Below are 20,766 nucleotides of genomic sequence, written 5' to 3' on the forward strand. Positions count from 1 at the left end.
CGCGTCATACGCGTTCAGAATGTCGAGCCGGACGGCATAGGTCCCCGCGGCCGACGAGTACACCTTGCCGCTCTGGAACTGCTGAACCGTTCCGCCACCGCTCTCGGTGAACTTCTCGGCATCCCCGGCAGGCCAGCCGAGGGTGCCCGCCTCGCCGCCGCGCCGCAGATACTCCGCCAGGACCGCCCCGGTCATCGCATGAGCCCCCTTGGCTGCCGTGTAGTACACGGTGCCGCCGGTGAACCTCTGGATCGCGCCGCCGCCGTTGGCCGTAGACGACTTCGCGTCCATCGTCGGCCAGCTCAGCATCCCCTTCTGCCCCCCTGCCGCGTCATACGCGTTCAGGATCTCGTCGCGCACCGCAAAGGTGCCGGAGGTCGAGGAGTAGAGGCCGCCGCCCTGGAACCGCTGGACGGTGCCGCCGCCGTTCTGCGTGAACTTGGTCGCATCTCCTACTGGCCAGCCGAGCGTCCCCGTCTCGCCGCCTCGCCGAAGGTACTCGCTGAGCACAGCGCCGCTCATGGCGTGCGGCCCCCCGGCCGCCGTGTAATACACGGTGCCGCCGGTGAACTTCTGGATCGAGCCGCCGCCGTTCGCGGTGGACGCAGCGGACGAGGTCATCGGCCAGCCCAGGGCTCCCGCGGGGCCGTTGAGAGCGAGGTAGACGTCCCGCATGTCCAGCCGCACGGCGTACGCGCCGGCAGCGGAGGAGTAGATGTCGCCACCCTGGAACGCCTGGCTCGCGCCGCCCCCGTTGGCTGTCGAGGAGACCGCGTCCCCCGTGGGCCAGCCGAGGTTGCCCGACAGGCCCCCGCGGCGGTCGTACTCGGTCTTGATGGCGCCGATCAGCGCACGCGCCCGGGCGGGGGTGACGGCGGACGTGGAGGCGGAGGCAGAGACGGCGCTGGAGTAGTAGAGCGTGCCCTTGGTGAACTCCTGGAGGCTTCCGCCACCCTTGAGGGAGGAATTCACCGCCCCCGTCTTGGGCCAGCCGAGGGCGCCCTTGGGGCCGCCCTGGGCGAGGTATCCGGCCCGCAGATCGAGGCGAACCGCGTACGCGCCCGCGGCGGAGGAGTAGATCTCCCCGCTGGCGAACGGCTGCGCCTCGCCCCCGCCGTTCTCCGTGTATCGCTTGACGGCGCCGGCCGGCCAGCCGAGCGAGTCGGCGACGCCGCCGCGTCGGATGTACTCGGCGTAGACCGCGCCGCTGAGGGCGAAGGTGCCCTTCGCCGACTTGAAGATCGCGCCCTTGCGGAACAGCTGGTACGAGCCGCCGCCGTTCGCGGTCGACGTCTTCACGCCGGAGGTCGCGTCGCCGAGAGCGCCGGTGTTGGCGGCGTAGACGGTCCTGAAGTCGGTGCCGACCGAGTATCCGGACGGCGAGCCGAACCAGTCGGCGTAGTAGAGGAAGAAGTTGCGGTTGCCATACGCGGAGCAGGAGTCGCCCATGCCATAGCCCGCGCTCAGTGCCGCCGTGTTGGGCGTGTATGGGGTGTAGTAGTAGAGGCTCGCCGTCGCCTGGTTCTTGATGGCCACCGACTTGCTGCCGCACGCCGAGTTGGGGTTGTAGAGCACGTTGACGGTCTTGTTGGGGGCGTAGCGGTTGTAGACGGAGTACCAGTTCGTGCCGGGACCGGTGCCCGGGGGCATCGAGTACCGCTTGAAGGCCCAGGCCGCCTTGTAGACCTGGTTGAAGAAGCCGTAGTACTCGGAGTCGCAGTCGGCGGTGTCCGGGCAGCCGTAGCCGGTTGCCGAGCGGTACTGGCGGGCGACGGGCCAGTCGTCGGTGATCAGGCCCTGCTCCTTCTGCAGCAGCACGATGAGAACCTTCTGGCTCACTCCGCAGGCCTTGCCGACCTTGTAGATGATCGTGGCCGCGGTCTCGTTCGCGCCGCCCGTGTAGGTGCCGCACATCGGGTCGGCGGCGATCGTGTGGGTGGTCTCCTTGTACGCCTTGACGCAGGTGTAGCCGGCGCGGCAGATGCCGACCTTCGCGTCCAGGACGCTCTGCACCTGAGCGGCGCTGGCGGCGCTGCCGTTGAAGAACAGCGAGTCCGTGATGATCATGCCGGGATCGAACTGCGTCGCACTGGCCGCGGAGGCGGGCGCGGCAGGCGCCAGGACGCCGATCGCGAGGGACGCGCCGACCGCAAGCGCGAGTCCGACGGCGACCGCCGCGGCGGCCCGGTCGCGCAGGGAGCGCATCACGAGGTCACCGCCACGTCGACGCTGTCCGAGACGCCCGCTGAGCGGTCGGAGGCGTATTCGACGCGCACGCTCCAGGTGCCCTGAGCAAGCCCGGGGAGGGCGAGCTCGCCGCACTCGGTGGACTGCGCTGCGGCGAAGGCGGCGGATTCGACGGAGACGACGCTGCCATCGAGCTCGGCGACGAGCGAGCATGTGCCGCCGTCCTCGGTGATGGAGGAGACGAAGGCATCGACGGTGAGGGCACTCGCTGTCGCGTCCCACGACGAGGACACGATGAGCGGGGTGACGGAGACAAGAGCGACGGGCGCGGCCGGATCGGCGGGCGCGCTTGACGCGTCACCGGGCGAACCGGCGCTCTGCTCGTCGGTCGCGTCGGCCGTCTCGTCGCCGGCGATGGCGGAGGGCGCAGGCAGCGGATCCTTGTTCGGAGTGATTCCGGCGGCGAGCGTCTCCGTGCTCACCACGGGCGCCCCGGCCGGCAGCAGACTGCATCCGGCCAGCACGAACACAGCCATACCGGCGCCCAGCGCCAGGCAGACTATTCCCCCGAATTTTGCCCCCACGTCGTCATGGTAGGCAGGGACTCCCGGCGGAGAGTACCCCCCGATCGGGGCTTCTGATATCGGGGCCACCGCTGGGACGCCCCCGCAGCCCCTCCGATCGGGCCCCCCGAACGAGTCCAACTCCCGCTCGCGGGGCGCATCCGGGCGCGTCAACCCCGGGGCTCGCCAGCGGCTCCGCCGGTAGGCTCGCGACACATGGTGACCCTCCGCGTGATCGTCGACGCAGCCCTCGAACGGTCGCCCCGCGGGCTCGCCCGGTACACCGAGGAGCTCACCTCGGCGCTCATCGCGACGGCGCCTCGGAACTGCGATGTGGAGGGCATCACTGCCTCAGCGTCCGAGGAGGAGCTGGCGCGGCTGAGGGTGTCGCTCCCCGGCCTGAGCCACCTGACCGAGCTGAACCTCGGTCGCCGCGAGCTCTACGCAGCGTGGAACCGGACCATCACCACCCTCCCCCTGCATGGGATGGTGCACGGCACCACTCTGCTCGCCCCACTGCGCTCCCACGACCGGGGGCGCTCGCCCGGCGATCAGACCGTGGTGACGATCCACGACACGACGGCGTGGAGGTACCCGGAGTCCCGGCGATCGCGCTGGGTCCGGCACATGGCGGCGCGGGCGAAGCGGCACGCGGACGCGATCGTCGTGCCCACCCACGCGGTCGCCGCCGAGCTCGAGCGACTGATCGGCTTCGGCGACCGGCTGCGGGTGATCGGAGGCGCCGTCAGCTCATCCCTCGCCCTGCCTTCGAATCCCGCAGAGACCGCCGCCCGCCTGGGCCTCCCTCCGGAGTACCTGCTCTCGGTGAGCGGGATGCAGCCGCACAAGGGCCTCGAGGTCCTGCTCCAGGCGCTCGCCCTGCCGTCGGCGCCGGACGTGCCGCTCGTGCATGTCGGCCCCGACCGGTACGCCGACGCGACGCTGCAGGAGGCGATCGCGCGCTCCGGCCTGCCGGCGGAGCGCGTGCGCCATCTCGGCATCGTGACCGACAGCGAGCTCGCCGTCGTCCTCGACCGCGCCTCGGCGCTCGTCGCGCCGAGCCTCAGCGAGGGCTTCGGCCTCGCCATGGTCGAGGCGTTCTCCTTCGGCACCCCGGTGGTCTCCTCCGACTCCCCCGCGCTCGTCGAGGTGGCCGACGGCGCGGCGGTCGTCGTCCCCCGGGAGCCCGCGGACCGCTACCCGGAGCGGCTCGCCGCGGCGCTGTCGAAGACGCTGTCCGACACGACGCTCCTCGCCCGGCTGGAGGTGTCCGGCCTCGACCGCGCGAAGGCCTACAGCTGGCGCGACTCCGCGGAGCGGGTCTGGCAGCTGCACGCCGACCTCTAGCAGAGCGTCAGTCCGACGCGGCGACTCTCCGTCGCGGCCCTGCCATCACGCTCTGCCCGCCGGCCTGCCCGCCTGCCGGCTCTCCCGCCTGCCGGCCCTCCCGCCCAGCAGGCATTCTTCCGCCGCGCACTTTCACTCAGCAGGTGATTTCACTGTCAGCAGGCAGAAAAGGCCGCATGGGACGCGTGGCGTGCAGAATGCCTGCTGAGCGAGAGTCGGTGCGGGCAGAATGCCTGCTGAGCGAGAGCTGGGGGCCGCTACCCGCCTGCGGTGTCCTCGGCCGGGGCGATGCTCTTGGCGACCTCGGAGTGGATGAAGTCGTAGTCCGGGGCGGCGGGGTCGATGAGGTCCGGGACGAACTCGATGTCGTCCACCTTCTGGCCCTTCGCCTTCAGTGCGAGGTCCGCGAAGCGCCCCAGGGTGCCTTGGGGGATGTCGGTCTTCACCACCTGCGCGCCCGCCAGCGCCACCTGCTGGAATCGGGTGAGCACCGTGGCCGGATCCAGCTGGTTGATCATCGCCTCCTGCACCTCGCGCTGACGGGCCATCCGGCTGTAGTCCCCGTGCTCGGAGCCGTAGCGGGAGCGGGCGTACCAGAGGGCGTGGTTGCCGTCGAGGTGGTGCTTTCCTGGCTCGATCCAGGCGCCCACGCCGACGAGGTCTCCGGCGTCGTCGAGGTGGCCGCCGATCGGCACCCGCTCGGTCGCCGTGATATCGATGCCGCCCAGCGCGTCGATCAGGTCGCTGAAGCCCTGCATGTCGATGAGCACGTAGTACTGGAGGGTGATCCCCAGGGCGCCCTCGACCGCGTCGCGCATCGCCTCGATGCCGGGCTCGCTGCCCTCCTTCGCCGCGTCCGGATAGAGCTGGGGGCTCTTCAGCTCCACCTCCGTGTAGATGGAGTTGAGCTGGCAGACGTCGACGTCGCAGGTGTCGTTGTGCCCATACCCGTCGGGGTAGTCGGCCAGCATCGGCGACCCCTCGGAGAACGGGATGTCGGTGAGGTCGCGCGGAAGACCGAACATCGACACCGAGCCGGTCGCGTCGTCGATGCTGATCACCGAGACGCTGTCGGGGCGGAGGCCCTCCCGGTCCGGGCCGGCGTCCCCACCCAGCAGCATGACGTTGTAGCGGCCGTCGATCGGCGGCTCGGGCGGCGAGGACCGGAAGACGTCGGAGATCGCGTCCCTCGTCACGCCGGCGAGGAACGCGCCGTACGCCGCGGTTCCGGTCAGCGCGATCAGCGCGATCACGGACACGGCGGCGAGGACCGGGCGCAGCACGCCTCGCACACGGACGAAGCGCACGAGCCGAAGGGTGTCGAACGTCAGCACGATCCAGAGCAGCGCGTAGCCGACGAGGACCCCCTGGATCAGCCACAGCCCGATCGGGTTGGTGACGAGCGCCAGGAGCACGCCGCGGTTGGTGAAGGCGAGCACGATGGCGGCTGCCGCGAGCACCCACAGCAGCAGCGTGCAGCCGAGACCGAACCTTCCCAGCCTGCGGCTCCCCGCCAGGGTCTGCGCCGACCCCGGCACCAGGACGTTGAGGACCACCAGGAACCAGGCCCGGCGCGTCATCACGCCCTCGGTGACCGGATTCGGGGTGCGCAGCGTGCTCGACGCGCCCAGGCCGCGGCCCTGCGCGTCGCGGCTGCGTCCCGTGGGCGGCGCGGTCGGGTACGACGCTCTGGTCACCGGCTCTCCGGTGCGCCCAGACCGGCGCGGAGGGCGGCGTCCTTCTGCTCCACCTTGGCTGCGAGAGTCTGCATGTAGGCGGCCAGCTTCGCGTCGAGCGACTCGTCCGCGGTCGCGAGGATCTTGACGGCGAGCAGGCCGGCATTCGTGCCGCCGCCGATCGACACCGTCGCGACCGGCACCCCCGCGGGCATCTGCACGATCGACAGCAGCGAGTCCATCCCATCCAGCAGCGCGAGCGGCACCGGGACGCCGACCACCGGCAGTGTGGTGACGCTCGCGAGCATCCCGGGCAGGTGCGCGGCTCCGCCCGCTCCCGCGATGATCACGCGGATCCCCCGCTCGCGCGCGGACCGCCCGTACTCGATCATCCGGTCCGGCGTGCGATGCGCGCTCAGCACGGCCACCTCATGCGGCACGCCGAACTCCGCCAGCACCTGCGCCGCCGCGCTCATCACGTTCCAGTCGGAATCGGACCCCATGACGACGCCGACGAGCGCCCCCTCGAGGTCCGAAGCAGCCAGCACGGCCAGCTCCGGCGTGAGCGAGGGGACGGGTTCGGGCATTGTCCCATGGTAAAGGCGCCGCCTGTTGTTCTCGCGATCTGCTCGGTGTGGGTCGCGGGGGGGGTCGGCGATGCCGCCCTCCGTGGCATCCCGGACCAGCGGAAGGACTATTCGAAGAAAGCAGCCGCAGCCCGTGCCCGATAGGCGACGTCGTCGAGTTCGTCGCCGCCGACCGTGACGTGCCCGACCTTGCGGCCCGGCCGCGGATCCTTCCCGTAGTTGTGGATCTTGGCGACGGGCTGGGCCGCGAGGGCGGCGGCGTAGCGGTCGGCGAGGGTGCCGCGCTGGGGACCGCCGAGGATGTTCACCATGACGCTCCACGGGTCTCGGCTGCCGGTGGCGCCGAGGGGCAGGTCGAGGACGGCACGGAGGTGCTGCTCGAACTGGCTGGTCGTGGAGCCGTCGATGGTCCAGTGACCGGAGTTGTGGGGGCGCATGGCGAGCTCGTTGACGAGGACCCGGCCGTCGACCGTCTCGAAGAGCTCGACGGCGAGCACGCCGGTGACATCGAGGCCTTCGGCGACCCGCCAGGCGATGTCGCAGGCGATGTCGGCGAGGCGGCCGGCGGAGCGGGGCGCGGGGGCGACGACCTCGGCGCAGACGCCGCCGCGCTGCACGGTCTCGACGACCGGCCAGGCGACCATCTCGCCGGAGGGGCGACGGGCGACGAGCTGGGCGAGCTCGCGCCGGAAGTCGACGACCTCTTCGACGAGGAGCTCGCCGTCCTCCAGCCAGTCCGCGCCTTCCGCGCCGGAGGTGACGATGCGCACGCCTTTGCCGTCATAGCCGCCGCGCGGGGTCTTGAGGACGGCGCGGCCGTCGTGATCGCGGAGGAAGGCGTCGAGATCGTCCGTGCTGCGGGCGCGGGCCCAGTCGGGGACGGGCAGGCCGAGAGCGGCGAGCTTCTCGCGCATGAGCAGCTTGTCCTGGGCGTACAGGAGCGCGTGCGGGCCGGGCCGCACGGCCACGCCGTGCGCGACGAGTTCACGCAGCACCGGCTGCGGCACGTGCTCGTGATCGAAGGTGAGGGCGTCGACCCCTTCGGCAAAGGCGAGGACGGTCGCCGCGTCGCGGTAGTCGCCGACGACGGTCACGGCCTGTCGCGCCGAGGACCCCTCGGTCTCGCCGAGTACCTTCAGGTCGATCCCCAGCTCGATCGCGGCCGGAATCATCATGCGTGCGAGCTGCCCGCCACCCACAACGCCAACGCTCAGCTTCATCCACACCCCCTGCTCTAGACTCGCGCACGCCCATCTTCGCTCACGAACGGGACTCCTGCATGCCCCTCTCCTCTCCGGCGGCTCCAGCCCGAACGGTGTCGGACCGGGCGGGCGCGCTCGCGCGGCAGCTGTTCGCTTTCGCGCTGGTCGGCGGCGTGGGCTTCGTGCTGGATCTCGTCGTGTTCAACGTCCTCCGGCTCACGGTCTTCGCTCCCGAGGCGCACCACGAGGGGCCGATCCTGGCGAAGCTGATCTCGACCGCTGTGGCGATCGCGGCGAACTGGGTGGGCAACCGCTATTGGACGTTCGGTCCGCATCGGCGTCCGGACAGCGGAATCGAGGCGCTCGAGTTCCTGCTGGTGAGCATCCTCGGCATGGGCATCGGCCTCGGCTGCCTGTGGGTGTCGCACTACGCGTTCGGCTGGACCTCGCTGCTGGCCGACAACCTGTCCTCCAACGTGGTGGGGCTGCTGCTCGGCTCGATCGTGCGCTTCGCGCTGTACCGGCACTGGGTCTACCAGCCGGGCCGAGCCAGCCGCAAGGGCCTCCGGGTGCGCGCCGCGGCTGCCCCCAGCCCGTCCTACGAGGGCTGACCTCCCCCCTGACAGCCGCAGCGTTCCGGCCAATCGGCGACCGCGTGCCGTTGCGGTTCGGCCGGATGGATGCGTCTCTGCCGCGACCGACCGAGAGACCCGCGCGGATCAGGGGTCGAAGGGGCGTCGCGTCGCGGCGATCTGCTGCTGGCGCTTGGTGCCGGGGGCGTTGTGGCTGTGCTCCATGAGGTCGGCGAGCGTGGCCTGCACGAGCTTGGCGGACGGCACGTCGCGAAGCACGACCGGATCCTCACCGCCCGTGTCGATGAAGAGGGTTCCGCTTCCCGCCAGGGTCTGCAGGGGGCCGCGGCGCATCGTCACGTCGAAGCCGCGCGTGAGCAGCACCTCCTGGCGGCTGCGGATCACGAAGCCGGACCGCACCACGAGGCGCCGGGTGGTGATCGTGTAGACGCGGCTGAGCCAGAGCAGGTACGGGATCAGGCCGAGCAGCACCACGAGGGCGAGGGCGACGAAGGGCAGCGCGGAGTTCTCCCACGGCTCTGGAAGCCGGCCGGCGGCGTAGCCGTAGCCCGCGGAGACTGCGGCCACGGCGAGCGCAGGCCAGAACAGCCGGCGGGCGGAGGAGTGCATCCGAGCGACCGTCTGCTCCGCGGTCGAGCCGCGCTTGGGAGCGGGAATGGCCTCCACGGTCGCCGTGGGACGACCGCGCCGGGGAGAGCCCACCGCGGCGTCGGTCGTGCCGGCACCGCTCGCCATGACTCATTAATACCGCAGGTGGGTCACGTCTCCCGCCGAGACGGGCACGGCATTTCCTGCCGAGTCGCCCGAATGCGGCGTGTCGCCGGGAAGAACGAGGAGCCGGCCGGTCTCGTCGATGCCCGTCGCGACCCCCTGCAGGGGCATCGCGGAGGGCAGCTCCACCCGAACGGCGCGACCCACGGTGTCGCAGACCCCCAGAACGGCGGCCCGCAGGCCGCTCCGCTCAGCGCTGCCGCGGGCGGCCGCGAGCGCGTCCAGCTCCGTGCGAAATGCGGAGAGATAGCCCGCGAGGACCGCGTCAGGATCGGGCTCGACTCCCTCCATCGCGAGCGACGTCGCGGTCGGCACCGGCAGCTCCTCCTCGGTGAGCGTGAGGTTCACCCCCGCCCCCACGATCAGGCCGTCGGCACCGGGGAGGAGCTCCGCGAGGATCCCGCAGAGCTTTCGCCCGCGCACGAGCACGTCGTTGGGCCACTTCAGGGCCGCGGGCACTCCCAGGTCTCGGAGAGCTCGGGTCATCGCGAGTCCGGCGAGGAGCGGAAGCCAGCCGATCGCGGTCGGCGGAAGGTCCGCGCGCACGAGCAGCGAGATCGCGATGGACCCGCCTGCAGGGGCGGTCCAGCTGCGTCCGAGGCGCCCCCGACCTGCCGTCTGATCGTCGGTCACCAGCACGGAACCGTCCGGCCACTCCTCCGGCTCGTGCTGGACCCTCCGGCGCAGCTCGTCATTCGTCGACCCGGCGCTCGCCAGCACCTCGAGGCGGGGGGCGACGGCGGCGGAGCGGGGCAGATGCACCCGCTCACGCTAGCGGGGACGTTCCCCCGCGGGCATGCAGGGCGCCGGTTCCGCCCACGCCTAGGATCGACGGGTGCTTGGACCGGACCTCCCCGCGCCTCCTGCCCGGGCCCTCGTGGTGATCCCCACCTACAACGAACTCGAGAGCCTCGCCGCCGCCGTGCGCAGCGTCCTCGACCTCGGCGCCGACCTCGATGTGCTCATCGTCGACGACGGGAGCCCGGACGGGACCGGGCACCTCGCCGACCGGCTGGCGGCGGATGAGCCGAGGGTGTCGGTGCTGCACCGCAGCAGCAAGGACGGTCTCGGGCGCGCCTACCTCGCCGGCTTCGAGCGGGCGATGGCGCAGGGCTACCCCGCGATCGTCGAGTTCGACGCGGACGGATCGCATCCCGCCTCCTCCCTGCCCGGGATGCTCGATGTGCTGGAGGGGTCGCCCGCTGTCGGTGTCGTGATCGGCTCGCGCTGGGTGCCCGGCGGGAGCGTCGTCGACTGGTCGCCGTTCCGCACCGCCCTCAGCCGCGGCGGCAACGCGTACGCCAGAGTGCTGCTCGGCATCCCGATTCGGGATTCGACCGCCGGTTTCCGCGCGTACTCGGCCTCCGCGCTGCGCGCGATGACGCTGGAGGACATCCACTCGCGCGGCTACTGCTTCCAGATCGACATGACGCTGCGCGTGCTCGACGCCCGCTACGGCATCGTCGAGGTGCCGATCGAGTTCCGTGAGCGCGCGGCGGGCACCTCCAAGATGAGCAGGGCCATCGTGGCCGAGGCCGTGCTGATGGTGCCGCTCTGGGGGATCCAGCGCCGCGTGCGCCGACTCGGGAGTCGCGGCGCCCGCTGACGCCCCCTGGATCGGGGCGGAGGCTTTGTGGATTACGTCAACGGGGAGCCCTTCGGGCAGGCCGGTAGGGTGAATCGCGTGACCGACACCAACGTCGCCCGGCCTCCCGGCGAGCATTCCGACGCGCGGATCGACGCGGTCGCCGCGCCCGACATGCTGACCACCGCAGGCAAGCTGCACGACCTGCGGAACCGGTATCACGAGGCGGTCACCGCGAGCGGCGAGGCGGCGATCGAGAAGCAGCACGCCAAGGGCAAGAAGACCGCCCGGGAGCGCATCGAGCAGCTGCTCGACCACGGCTCCTTCGTCGAGCTCGACGAGTACGTGCGACACCGCACCCACGCGTTCGGCATGGAGAACAAGCGGCCGTACGGCGACGCCGTCGTGACCGGGCTCGGCACCATCCACGGCCGGCAGGTGGCCGTCTACTCGCAGGACTTCACGATCTTCGGCGGCTCCCTCGGCGAGGTGGCGGGCGAGAAGATCATCAAGGTGATGGAGCACGCACTCAAGACGGGCGTGCCGATCATCGGCATCCTCGACTCGGGCGGCGCCCGCATCCAGGAGGGGGTCGTCGCGCTCGGCAAGTACGGCGAGATCTTCCGCCGCAACACCGCGGCATCCGGCGTCATCCCGCAGATCTCGATCGTGATGGGCCCGGCCGCCGGCGGCGCGGTCTACTCCCCGGCCCTGACCGACTTCGTGATCATGGTCGACAAGACGAGCCAGATGTTCGTCACCGGCCCCGACGTGATCAAGACCGTCACGGGCGAGGACGTCGGCATGGAGGATCTCGGCGGCGCCCTCACCCACAACACGCGCTCGGGTGTTGCGCACTACCTGGCCAGCGACGAGGACGACGCCCTCGACTACGCGCGCACCCTGCTGTCCTACCTGCCGGACAACAACCTGTCGGACCCGCCCGTCTACGAGGCGGTGGCGGAGCTGGAGATCACCGACGCCGACCGCCGGCTCAACACGATCATCCCCGACAGCCCCAACCAGCCGTACGACGTGCACACGGTGATCGAGCACCTCGTGGACGACGGCGAGTTCCTCGAGACGCAGCCCCTGTTCGCGCCGAACATCGTGGTCGGCTTCGGTCGCATCGAGGGCAGGCCGGTGGGCATCATCGCCAACCAGCCGAACGCGATGGCCGGCACCCTCAACATCGATGCAGGCGAGAAGGCGGCCCGGTTCGTGCGGTTCTGCGACGCGTTCTCGCTGCCGATCCTCACCCTCGTCGACGTGCCCGGCTACCTGCCCGGCACCGACCAGGAGTGGACGGGCGTCATCCGGCGCGGCGCGAAGCTGCTCTACGCATACGCCGAAGCGACTGTGCCGCTCGTCACCGTGATCACCCGCAAGGCCTACGGCGGCGCCTACATCGTGATGGGGTCGAAGCAGCTCGGCGCAGACCTCAACTACGCCTGGCCCACCGCGGAGATCGCCGTGATGGGGGGCCAGGGGGCGGTCAACATCCTCTACCGCGGCGAGATCCGGCGGGCCGAGGAGGCCGGCGAGGACGTGGCTGCCGTGCGCACCCGCCTCGCCAACGAGTACACCTACAACGTCGCCAGCCCGTTCCTCGCGGCGGAGCGCGGCGAGCTCGACGGGGTGATCGAACCGGCCGCAACGCGCGTGGTGGTGGTCAAGGCGCTGCGGGCGCTGCGCACCAAGCGCGCGAACCAGCCGCCCAAGAAGCACGGCAACATCCCGCTGTGAGCCGACGCAAGCCCACGGTGGGCGCGCAGCAGCCGGATCCTGTCGAGCAGGTCGTGCCGCTCGACCTTCGGGTGCAGTCCGGCACGCCGACACCGGAGGAGCTCGCGGCGATCGTCGCCGTGCTGCAGGCCGTCGCAGCGCAGCCGGCGGCTCGCCCCGCCCCGACTGCCCCGCGGCCCAGCCGCTGGGTGTCGCAGCGCGACCTCCGAGTCCCGCTCCCCGACACCTGGTCCTGAGACAGATCGCGGGAAGATGAAGAAGGGCCGGTCGTCGCCGACCGGCCCTTGCTCAAAACCCGAGTCAGGGCGATAACCCGAATATCCCCCTGACTCGCCCCCAGATCACTCGCCCGCTTACCCTAGTTGGCGAGTGCCCGGTGGATGCTCTAAGACGAGCACCTGACAGCAATAATCCTGCCGTCAGCGGCGGGTCCGACAAAGTCGGCATTTGGGGGGACATTCGGGGGACGCTTCCCCCGAGTATCGGCCTAGTTTCCGCCTGTTGCCCGGGGAACCGATCTGTACACCGGGGTACGGCCTCCATCGAGGGCCGGGGCGGCGATCCCGATGCCCGGAACGCACCGGACTCAGGGGCGCGTTCGGGAGTCCTCGGGAACGCGAGGGATCTCGGCCCACAGGTCGACCTCGTCGTCGTGGTCGTCGGACAGCAGGGAGGCGCTTCCGTCCCCCACCGTGCGCAGGCCGACGACCGTCACGGCCGTCTCCGATCCGGCCGGCACCGTGCGGATGATGAGCCGGTCGGTCTCCACGCCGCGGAGGACGTCCGCCAGGCGGTTGAGCACGCGCTCGAGCTCCGGCTCGTCGAGGTCGTCGATGCCGCCCTCGTCCATCAGCTGCACCGTGGTGCCCCGCCGGCGGGCGATCATGATCTGCTCGCGCACCGCGTCGTTCAGGAGACGGCGGCCGCGGATCTCGTCGCGCAGCGCGCCCTCGAGGTTGAAGCACTCGCGGCGCTCCTCCTCGGTGAGACTGCCGCCGGAGAGAGCGATCCGCTGCAGCATCGGCACGGCCACCCGGCTCGTCTGCACGAGGCGCAGCTGTCGCTCGTAGAGGTGCGCCTCCTGGCCCGCCTGCCATTCCACGGCCTCGCGCTCGGCGAGGGCGAACTGGGAGGCGTCCCGGCCGGCCTTCGCGAGTGCCCGCGAGACCATCTGCGAGATCGCCACCCACACGACACTGCCGATGACGCCCATGGTGGCGATCGCGGCGGGTCCCGCCCAGACGAAGGTCTGCAGCGTGAGCACCGCCGTGCCGACCCACGCGAACATGGTGCGCCGGCGGATCGCGGTGATGGTCATCAGGGTGCCGACGGCCGCGACGTGCCAGGTGGCGTAGCTGCCCTCGATGCCCGGATCCAGCTGGCTCGTGACGAGGAAGCAGATCGCCGTGCTCACGCCGATGTTGAGCGACGCGAGCCAGTACGGCATGGTGATCGGGCTCGAGGGCCAGAGGCTGAGGATCGTCGCACCCGCGTAGAGCGCCATGGCGAGAAGCACGGGCGCGATGCGCTCGGGGGCAGCCAGGTCATAGGCGGCGAGCACCAGATGGTAGGCCGAGAAGAGCCCGCCGAGGGCGAGCACCAGCCCACGGGAGAGGGCGATCACTCCGACCACCCCGCGGCATCCGCCGAGACGGCGGCATCCCCCTCGGGCTGCTCCGACTCCGGCCGGGCCGGCCAGCGCAACTCGACCCGTACACCCTCGCCCGGCGCGGTGGTGATCTCCGCCACTCCCCCGAGGCTCGACATCCGCTCAAGGATCGAGGTCCGCACGCCGAGCCGTCCTGGAGCGATGGCCCCCAGGTCGAAGCCCGCGCCGTCATCCTCGATGACCACGCTGACGCCACCCTCGAGTCCGCGCATCGTGACGGATCGGCGCACCGGCTCAGAGCCGGCGTGATTGACGCTGTTGACCATGGCCTGCGTCGCGGCGGACACGACGGCCGAGGACACGGATTCGGGAATCACCCGCGACGACAGGTCGTGCACGTGCACCTCGAAGAGTGCAGGCTGTTCGGCGACGGCCAGCCGGATGCGGCCTGCGACGACGCCCAGGCTCACGTCGTGCTCCGCGCCCGGGAAGCTCGACTGCGCCTTCGCGAGGTGTCCCAGGGCGTTCCGGGCCATCTGTGCGGCGAGCGCCATCGAGTCGGCGCTGCGCGCCCTGGCGGCGGAGAGGAGCGTGGTGAGCACGCTGTCGTGCACCAGCGCATCCACGGTGACGCGCTCCGCCTCCGTCGCGTGGCTGCGCACCGCTGCCGAGTAGCGCTCCAGGGCCTGGGACTGCGCCGAGTCGACCGAGGCGGCAGCCTGGCGGAGCGCCACCGCGATCACCAGGATGACGGCGCCGAGCAGCAGGCAGTAGAGGCCGTCGAGGGCCGCCTGGCTCCACGACGCGCCGCCGCCGTCCGGCTCGGCGCGGATGAGGGCGACGACGATCGGCGTGGCGATCGTGTACGCCGCGGCGACCGCCCAGCGGCGGCCGCTCGCCACGACGGCGAAACCGGTGGCCACGTTGCAGAGGTAGTAGATCCAGGGCGCGTCGTTGCCGGGCAGCGGGCCCTGCACGATCGGGTCCCAGAGCGCGAGGACGATCAGGTACACCGCGGGCAGCAGGGCGAAGATCGGCCGGGTCCACTGGCGGAACGTGGCGGCGAGCCCCGCGAGAGCGAGCGCTCCGAACACGACCGCCATGACGGTGAGCCCGAGGGCTGTCTTCATCGCGGGAAACTGGGTCAGCAGCGCCGGCAGGGTCTGCAGGCCCACGAGCAGCCCGAAGATGCTGGCCGACCTCGAGAGGACGACCTCGACCTGACTGGTCGTGATGGGGTTCGCCGGCTGGCGGACCTCGGTGGGTGCGGTGGAGGCCTCTGGCCTACCGCTCATCGGCTTCAGAGTCCAGTCCGGGAAGGATCCCGTCCTCGACGGCCCGGCGAAGCAGATCGACCTTCGTCGGCGCAGGTCGGCCGACCTCCACGTACTTGACGCGGATCCGGTCCAGGTACTCCCGTGCGGTGGAGGCGGCGATGCCCAGCTGGGCGGCCACCATCTTCAGCGGGAGACCCGACGCGTACAGGTGCAGCACGTCGCGTTCGCGACGCCCGAGCTGCGCCTTGGCGAAGTCGGCGTCCGCATCGATCGCGCTCGCCCACTCGAGGTTGTTGAGCACCTCGCCACGGGCGACGGTGCGGATGGCCGCCATCACGGTCTGCGTCGCGGCGGACTTCGGGATGACCCCCGCGGCTCCCGCGGCGAGTGCCTCCCGCACGCCGGCGACCCGGTCGGCGATGCTGTGCACGAGGATCCCGGCACCGGTGGCCTGGATCTTCTTGACGTTGTCGGTGATCGTCGAGCCGTCGCCGAGCGACAGGTCGAGCACGACCACGTCGCACTCGCGGCCGCGCAGCGCGGCGACGAGGTCGTCGACGTTCGCCGCCTCTTCGATGAAGTCGTACCCCGCGTCGAGGCAGGCAGCCCGCAAGCCGAGGCGCACGGACTCGTGATCGTCGACTGCTGCCACGCGGACGTGCTGAACCGGCGCGGTCGAATCCGCCGCATGCATTCCGCCGGAAACGTCGACAGATGCTTCCATCGTGTGTGCCACCGCCACCCTTCCCCCCGTGCCGCTGAGCGGCTCTTCCATGCTAGATGTGAGCATCGGATTCTGTACCCCGCTCTGCGCCCCCATTTCGCGGCGCGTGCGGGTCCCGCGGAATTCCGGGCCAGGAGGAGGGTCGCACCGGCGACACGCCGGTGAACATACCTGTCTACCGACCTCCCGCGGGGGCGCGGTTCAGTCCCTCACGAGGGCGGCGACGGCCTCCACGTGGTGCGTGTGGGGAAAGAGGTCGAAGGCCTCCATCGAGGCCACCCGATACCCGCTGCGGCCCAGCGCGCCGAGGTCCCGGGCGAGGGCGACCGGGTCGCAGGCGACGTAGACGATCTGCGCGGGACGAAGCGAGCCGAGCGCGGCCACCACCTGCTTGCCCGCCCCGGCGCGCGGCGGATCCAGGACCACGGTCGCGCGGGAGAGCCGCGCCCGCTCCGCCGTGCTCGCGCTCCGCACCAGAGCGTCCAGGTAGCGGTCCACCCGCGCCGTCACCGCCGCGGCGCCGGCCCAGTCGCCCAGATTCTCGCGGGCATACTCGGTGGCTCGGGCGTCGCTCTCCACGGAGGTGATCCGGGTGGTCCCGCCGAACCGGTCGCCCACCGCGGCGGCCAGCAGGCCGACACCCCCGTAGAGGTCGAGGTTGGCGGCGGCCGGGTCGAACAGGGAGTCGTCGACGGCGCGGCCCACCGCCTCGGTGAGGGTCGTCGCGGCATGCCGGTGCACCTGCCAGAAGCCGCGCAGGTCCAGCCGGAACTCGCGATCGCCCACCTGTTCGGTGATCGACTCGCGCTCGGGCGACTCGTCGCCGAGCACGAGACGCCGCGCGGGGGACGCGGACGGGGCGATCAGGTCCACGCGCTGGGCGCCGGGCACCCGCTGCTCCAGGGCGGCGATCTCCCGCAGCTCCCCGGTGGCCAGCGGCAGGTCGGCCACCTCGACCACGGTGTGACTGCGCGCGGCGTACGGCCCGATCCTGCCCTCCTCGTCGACATGGAGGCGGACCCGGGTGCGCCAGCCGGTCCCGCCGGGCTCGCCGGGGAGTTCCTGCACAGGCACGTCGAGCTCCAGCCGCGCCATCCGGGCGAGGCTGTCCTCGATCACCTCCCGCTTCAACGCGCGCTGGCGTTCCGCCGTGATGTGGCCGAACTCGGCGCCGCCCGCGCGCTGCCCGGGGGCGCGGGAGACGTCCGCCTCCGCCCAGACGTGCGGGCGCCGATCGGGCGAGGGCTCCAGCACCCGGAGCGTGTCGGCCCGCCAGAACCGGTCGTGCGAGTCGTCGGTGATCCGGGCCAGGACCCGCTCACCGGGAAGCGTGTCGGCGACGAAGACCACTCGTCCCTCGTGCCGGGCGACGAAGATCCCGCCGTGGGCTACCGTGGAGATCTCGAGCTCGAGTTCGGTGCCGGCGCCCACCCGTCGAGCATGTCACACCGCTCGAAGCGCCGATCGCGTCCCGGGAGCCGTCATCCGCCTGTATCTCGCGTCCACGTCGCCCGCCCGTCTGGCCCTGCTCCGCGCCGCGGGGATCGAGCCGGTGGTCCTGCCGTCCTCGGTGGACGAGGACGCTGCGGTCGCGGCCGCGGAGCGAGCGGGCGGGCCGCTCTCGCCTCACGACATGGTGCTGCTGCTGGCTCGGGCGAAGGCGGAGGCGGTCGCCTCGGTCACCCCGGACCTCGACGGGTTCGTGCTCGGCGGCGACTCTGCCTTCGAACTCGACGGAGCCGTGTTCGGCAAGCCCCACCTGCCGGAGGTGGCTCGCGAGCGCTGGCTCGCCCAGCGGGGTCGCACCGGCCTGCTGCACTCCGGCCACTGGCTGGTCGACGCCCGCTCGCGGCAGCCGGAGGGGGGCGCCCCTGCCCGCTCGGGGCAGGCGAGCAGAGGAACCGGCGCGGTCGCGACGGCGTCGGTGACCTTCGCCGCGGACATCACGGATCACGAGATCGACGCGTACATCGCGACCGGCGAGCCGCTCGAGGTGGCCGGCGCCTTCACCATCGACAGCCTCGGCGGGCCGTTCATCGAGCGCATCGACGGCGACCCGTCCACGGTGGTCGGCCTCTCGCTGCCGACGCTCCGCGGCCTCCTGCGCCGCGCGGGTGTCGCGCTCCCGGACCTCTGGAACCGCTGACGCGCCTCGGCGCCGGGAGGAACGCACCCGTCCGGCCACGGTGCAACCGCGTGCCGTTGCACCGTGGCCGGAGGGTTGCGGGTGTCCGCGGAGCGAGGCGCAGTTGTAGGGCGTCCCACCCCAGGTGCGCTCAACTTTGGAGAGCGCTACCAAAAGGCGTGCCGCCGCGGTCAATAGGCTGAAGTCCATGCCTCCCCCGACCACGCGTCCCATCACCAAGGTCCTCGTGGCGAATCGGGGCGAGATCGCGGTCCGCGTGATGCGCGCTGCCAAGGATGCGGGGCTCGGCTCCGTCGCCGTCTACGCCGACCAGGACCGGGACGCGCTGCACGTGAAGCTCGCGGACGAGGCGTACGGCCTGGGCGGCAGCACGAGCGCGGAGACGTACCTCGTGATCGAGAAGCTCCTCTCCGTTGCCCGGCGCTCCGGCGCCGACGCGGTGCACCCGGGCTACGGCTTCCTGGCGGAGAACGCCGACTTCGCACGCGCCGTCGAGGGCGCGGGACTGGTCTGGATCGGTCCGCCGCCGCACGCCATCGAGCAGCTCGGCGACAAGGTCACCGCGCGACACGTGGCCGAGCGCGTCGGCGCTCCGCTCGCGCCCGGCACCCTCGAGCCGGTGGCCGACGCGTCCGAGGTGCTCGACTTCGTCGACCTGCACGGCCTGCCCGTCGCCATCAAGGCCGCGTACGGCGGCGGCGGGCGCGGGCTCAAAGTGGCCCGCGAGCGCGACGAGGTGGCTGAGCTCTTCGAGTCCGCGACCCGTGAGGCGATCGCCGCGTTCGGCCGCGGCGAGTGCTTCGTGGAGAAGTACCTCGACAAGCCTCGGCACGTGGAGACCCAGTGCCTCGCGGATGCCGAGGGCAAGGTCGTCGTGGTCTCGACCCGCGACTGCTCCCTGCAGCGCCGGAACCAGAAGCTGGTCGAAGAGGCCCCGGCGCCCTTCCTCACTGAAGAGCAGAACCGCCGGCTCTACGAATCCTCCAAAGCCATCCTGAAGGAAGCCGGCTACCTCGGCGCCGGCACCTGCGAATTCCTGGTGGGCCAGGACGGCACCATCTCCTTCCTCGAGGTCAACACCCGCCTCCAGGTGGAGCACTGCGTCTCCGAGGAAGTCACCGGCATCGACCTGGTCCGCGAACAGTTCCGGCTGGCCCGCGGCGAGGCACTGGGCTACGGCGACCCCGAAGTCCGGGGCCACTCGATCGAATTCCGCATCACCGGCGAGGACCCGGGCCGCAACTTCATGCCTGCCCCGGGAACCATCACCACCCTGAAGAACCCCACGGGCCCGGGCATTCGGATCGACTCCGGCGTGGAGCAGGGCGACGTGATCAGCGGCAACTTCGACTCGATGCTGTCCAAGCTGATCGTTACGGGCGCCACCCGCGCCCAGGCCCTGCAGCGCTCCCGCCGTGCCCTGGAGGAAATGGTGGTGGAAGGCATCCCCACGGTTATCCCCTTTGACCTTGCCGTGGTCAGCGACCCCGACTTTGCCCCGGCCGAGGGACCTTTCAAGGTCCACACCCGCTGGATCGAAACCGAATTCGTCAATAACCTTCCCGCCTGGACGCCGGATGGAACCGGCGCGTCCGCCGACGACACTGAGGAACGCCAGCGCGTGGTGGTTGAGGTTGGCGGCAAGCGGCTCGAAGTGGTCCTGCCGGCCTCCCTGGGCGCCATCAGCACCGGTTCCGGCGGCGGCAACGCCAAGGCCGGTAAGTCCAAAAAACGGCTCCGCTCGGGCGGCGCTGCGGCGGCCGCCACCGGCAATTCCCTGACCTCGCCCATGCAGGGCACCATCGTCAAGGTTGCCGTGGCCAACGGCGACGTTGTGGCCGAAGGCGACCTTGTGGTGGTGCTGGAAGCCATGAAGATGGAACAGCCCCTCACCGCCCACCGTTCCGGAACCATTTCCGGGCTCGGTGCCGTGGCCGGTGAGACGGTTTCGGCCGGCGCCGTCATCGCCACGATCGAAGACTAGATCCCGCCGGAGGCACCCATGCTCGCACCCAGTTTTGAAGAAGAAGTTGACCGATACCACCTGGCGGTTCCGGAGATCACCCGCGGCAATCCCGGGCCGGTCAAGGACCTTTACTCCCGGCTTGACGACGTCACACTGGCCAATCCGTTCGGCGGGATAGCCCGCGGCTGGGCCCAGGTGGAGGCCCGGCTGGACCAGGCCTCCCGGCAGTTCCAGGACGGCGAGATGCTGGGCTTTGACACCATCACGTCCTATACCGCACGCGACACCGCCTTCCTTGTGGAGACCGAACACTTCCGGGCCCGCCTGGAGGGCGCCCCGCTGACCGAGGAGTTCGCGCTTCGGGTGACCAGCGTCTTCCGCCGCGAAGAGGGCTATTGGAAGCTGGTCCACCGGCATGCCGATCCCGCCGCCCGGCCGCAGTCCCGGCGGTCCTTCGTTCAGCCGACAGGTCAGCCTGCCGGACACTGACACCACTGTCCATCCCAACTAGGTAGCGCTATCTGTCGTTACGAGTGCTCACAACGACAGATAGCGCTACCTACTTGGGAGGGCGGGGCCGCGCTCTGGCGCTGAGCTGGGGCCCCGGGCACACTTAGCGTGTGAAGCCTTTCCTGCTCCTGGCCTCCCGGGCCGAAGACGCCGCCGCCGAGGACGAGTATGCCGCCTACCTGAGGTACGTCGCCCTGCAGCCAAACGAACTCCGCCGGATCCGGCTGGAAGCGGCTCCCCTGCCTGCCCTTGACCTCTCCAGCTACTCCGGGGTCAT

The 20,766-nt window shown here is 71.1% G+C and carries 18 protein-coding genes and 2 pseudogenes; 9 read left to right on the forward strand and 11 right to left on the reverse strand.

All coding sequences use genetic code 11. The annotated features are described in order from the left end of the window. Both JWR33_RS13055 and JWR33_RS13060 read right to left on the reverse strand, forming a co-directional pair. Positions 1-2,205: pseudogene (locus tag JWR33_RS13055) on the reverse strand (hypothetical protein); the annotation flags it as partial. After that, on the reverse strand, positions 2,205-2,771 hold the full coding sequence (locus tag JWR33_RS13060) for a hypothetical protein (RefSeq protein ID WP_297412354.1): 567 nt from the start codon (positions 2,769-2,771) through the stop codon (positions 2,205-2,207). The pseudogene JWR33_RS13055 and the gene JWR33_RS13060, both read right to left, overlap by 1 nt. Before the next feature lie 195 nt (positions 2,772-2,966). On the opposite strand from JWR33_RS13060, the gene JWR33_RS13065 reads away from it, so the two are divergent. Next, complete coding sequence (locus tag JWR33_RS13065) at positions 2,967-4,097, forward strand: glycosyltransferase family 1 protein (RefSeq protein WP_297412355.1); 1,131 nt, start codon at positions 2,967-2,969, stop codon at positions 4,095-4,097. Between the two features lie 257 nt (positions 4,098-4,354). Here the strand turns inward: JWR33_RS13065 and JWR33_RS13070 are convergent, their stop codons facing one another. The 3 genes from JWR33_RS13070 to JWR33_RS13080 form a co-directional block, all read right to left on the reverse strand. Continuing rightward, positions 4,355-5,794 (reverse strand): LCP family protein, encoded by a 1,440-nt coding sequence (locus JWR33_RS13070; protein ID WP_297412356.1) that lies wholly within the window; start codon positions 5,792-5,794, stop codon positions 4,355-4,357. Further along, positions 5,791-6,276: a 5-(carboxyamino)imidazole ribonucleotide mutase gene (purE, locus tag JWR33_RS13075; RefSeq protein ID WP_297412366.1), complete on the reverse strand. Its 486-nt coding sequence runs from the start codon at positions 6,274-6,276 to the stop codon at positions 5,791-5,793. Before purE ends, JWR33_RS13070 begins: the two co-directional genes overlap by 4 nt. A 191-nt stretch (positions 6,277-6,467) precedes the next feature. After that, the gene (locus JWR33_RS13080) at positions 6,468-7,580 is read right to left on the reverse strand and encodes a 5-(carboxyamino)imidazole ribonucleotide synthase (RefSeq protein WP_297412357.1); all 1,113 of its coding nucleotides are present in this window, start codon (positions 7,578-7,580) and stop codon (positions 6,468-6,470) included. A gap of 59 nt (positions 7,581-7,639) precedes the next feature. Here JWR33_RS13080 and JWR33_RS13085 point away from each other — a divergent pair, with 59 nt between their 5' ends. After that, the gene (locus JWR33_RS13085; protein WP_297412358.1) at positions 7,640-8,173 is read left to right on the forward strand and encodes a GtrA family protein; all 534 of its coding nucleotides are present in this window, start codon (positions 7,640-7,642) and stop codon (positions 8,171-8,173) included. 108 nt (positions 8,174-8,281) lie between these two features. Here JWR33_RS13085 and JWR33_RS13090 read toward each other — a convergent pair whose 3' ends face one another. Both JWR33_RS13090 and JWR33_RS13095 read right to left on the reverse strand, forming a co-directional pair. Then, positions 8,282-8,890, reverse strand: a complete 609-nt coding sequence (locus JWR33_RS13090; RefSeq protein ID WP_297412359.1) for a PH domain-containing protein — start codon at positions 8,888-8,890, stop codon at positions 8,282-8,284. A 6-nt stretch (positions 8,891-8,896) separates the two neighbouring features. Continuing rightward, the gene (locus JWR33_RS13095) at positions 8,897-9,688 is read right to left on the reverse strand and encodes a biotin--[acetyl-CoA-carboxylase] ligase (protein ID WP_297412360.1); all 792 of its coding nucleotides are present in this window, start codon (positions 9,686-9,688) and stop codon (positions 8,897-8,899) included. A gap of 73 nt (positions 9,689-9,761) precedes the next feature. Here JWR33_RS13095 and JWR33_RS13100 point away from each other — a divergent pair, with 73 nt between their 5' ends. The 3 genes from JWR33_RS13100 (at position 9,762) to JWR33_RS13110 (ending at position 12,493) form a co-directional block, all read left to right on the forward strand. After that, entirely contained in the window at positions 9,762-10,532 is a 771-nt protein-coding gene (locus JWR33_RS13100) for a polyprenol monophosphomannose synthase (protein ID WP_297412361.1), read from the forward strand. Positions 10,533-10,685: 153 nt separating this feature from the next. Further along, positions 10,686-12,257, forward strand: a complete 1,572-nt coding sequence (locus JWR33_RS13105) for an acyl-CoA carboxylase subunit beta (RefSeq protein ID WP_297412367.1) — start codon at positions 10,686-10,688, stop codon at positions 12,255-12,257. Then, the gene (locus JWR33_RS13110) at positions 12,254-12,493 is read left to right on the forward strand and encodes an acyl-CoA carboxylase subunit epsilon (RefSeq protein WP_297412362.1); all 240 of its coding nucleotides are present in this window, start codon (positions 12,254-12,256) and stop codon (positions 12,491-12,493) included. The genes JWR33_RS13105 and JWR33_RS13110 overlap by 4 nt, the downstream gene beginning before the upstream one ends. A 350-nt stretch (positions 12,494-12,843) precedes the next feature. Here JWR33_RS13110 and JWR33_RS13115 read toward each other — a convergent pair whose 3' ends face one another. The 4 genes from JWR33_RS13115 to JWR33_RS13130 form a co-directional block, all read right to left on the reverse strand. Further along, complete coding sequence (locus JWR33_RS13115; protein WP_297412363.1) at positions 12,844-13,890, reverse strand: hypothetical protein; 1,047 nt, start codon at positions 13,888-13,890, stop codon at positions 12,844-12,846. Beyond that, positions 13,878-15,161 (reverse strand): ATP-binding protein, encoded by a 1,284-nt coding sequence (locus JWR33_RS13120; RefSeq protein ID WP_297412364.1) that lies wholly within the window; start codon positions 15,159-15,161, stop codon positions 13,878-13,880. Before JWR33_RS13120 ends, JWR33_RS13115 begins: the two co-directional genes overlap by 13 nt. Further along, positions 15,151-15,837, reverse strand: a complete 687-nt coding sequence (locus JWR33_RS13125) for a response regulator transcription factor (protein ID WP_297412368.1) — start codon at positions 15,835-15,837, stop codon at positions 15,151-15,153. The genes JWR33_RS13120 and JWR33_RS13125 overlap by 11 nt, the downstream gene beginning before the upstream one ends. Positions 15,838-16,068: 231 nt before the next feature. Continuing rightward, a complete protein-coding gene (locus JWR33_RS13130) occupies positions 16,069-17,298 on the reverse strand; it encodes a TRAM domain-containing protein (RefSeq protein ID WP_297412365.1) in 1,230 nt (409 codons plus the stop codon). Between the two features lie 52 nt (positions 17,299-17,350). Between JWR33_RS13130 and JWR33_RS13135 the strand changes: the two genes are divergently transcribed. From JWR33_RS13135 to JWR33_RS13150, 4 genes and pseudogenes are all read left to right on the forward strand, one after another. Further along, positions 17,351-18,013 carry a Maf family protein gene (locus JWR33_RS13135; RefSeq protein ID WP_297412369.1) on the forward strand — a complete coding sequence of 221 codons (663 nt, stop codon included), beginning with the start codon at positions 17,351-17,353 and terminating at the stop codon, positions 18,011-18,013. A gap of 187 nt (positions 18,014-18,200) precedes the next feature. Continuing rightward, positions 18,201-19,997 (forward strand): biotin carboxylase N-terminal domain-containing protein, encoded by a 1,797-nt coding sequence (locus JWR33_RS13140; RefSeq protein ID WP_297412370.1) that lies wholly within the window; start codon positions 18,201-18,203, stop codon positions 19,995-19,997. An 18-nt stretch (positions 19,998-20,015) separates the two neighbouring features. After that, on the forward strand, positions 20,016-20,468 hold the full coding sequence (locus JWR33_RS13145; RefSeq protein WP_164201355.1) for a nuclear transport factor 2 family protein: 453 nt from the start codon (positions 20,016-20,018) through the stop codon (positions 20,466-20,468). A 131-nt stretch (positions 20,469-20,599) separates the two neighbouring features. Continuing rightward, positions 20,600-20,766: pseudogene (locus tag JWR33_RS13150) on the forward strand (glutamine amidotransferase); the annotation flags it as partial.

Origin of the sequence: Naasia sp., assembly GCF_025465545.1 — a bacterium.
Taxonomy (GTDB): domain Bacteria; phylum Actinomycetota; class Actinomycetes; order Actinomycetales; family Microbacteriaceae; genus Naasia.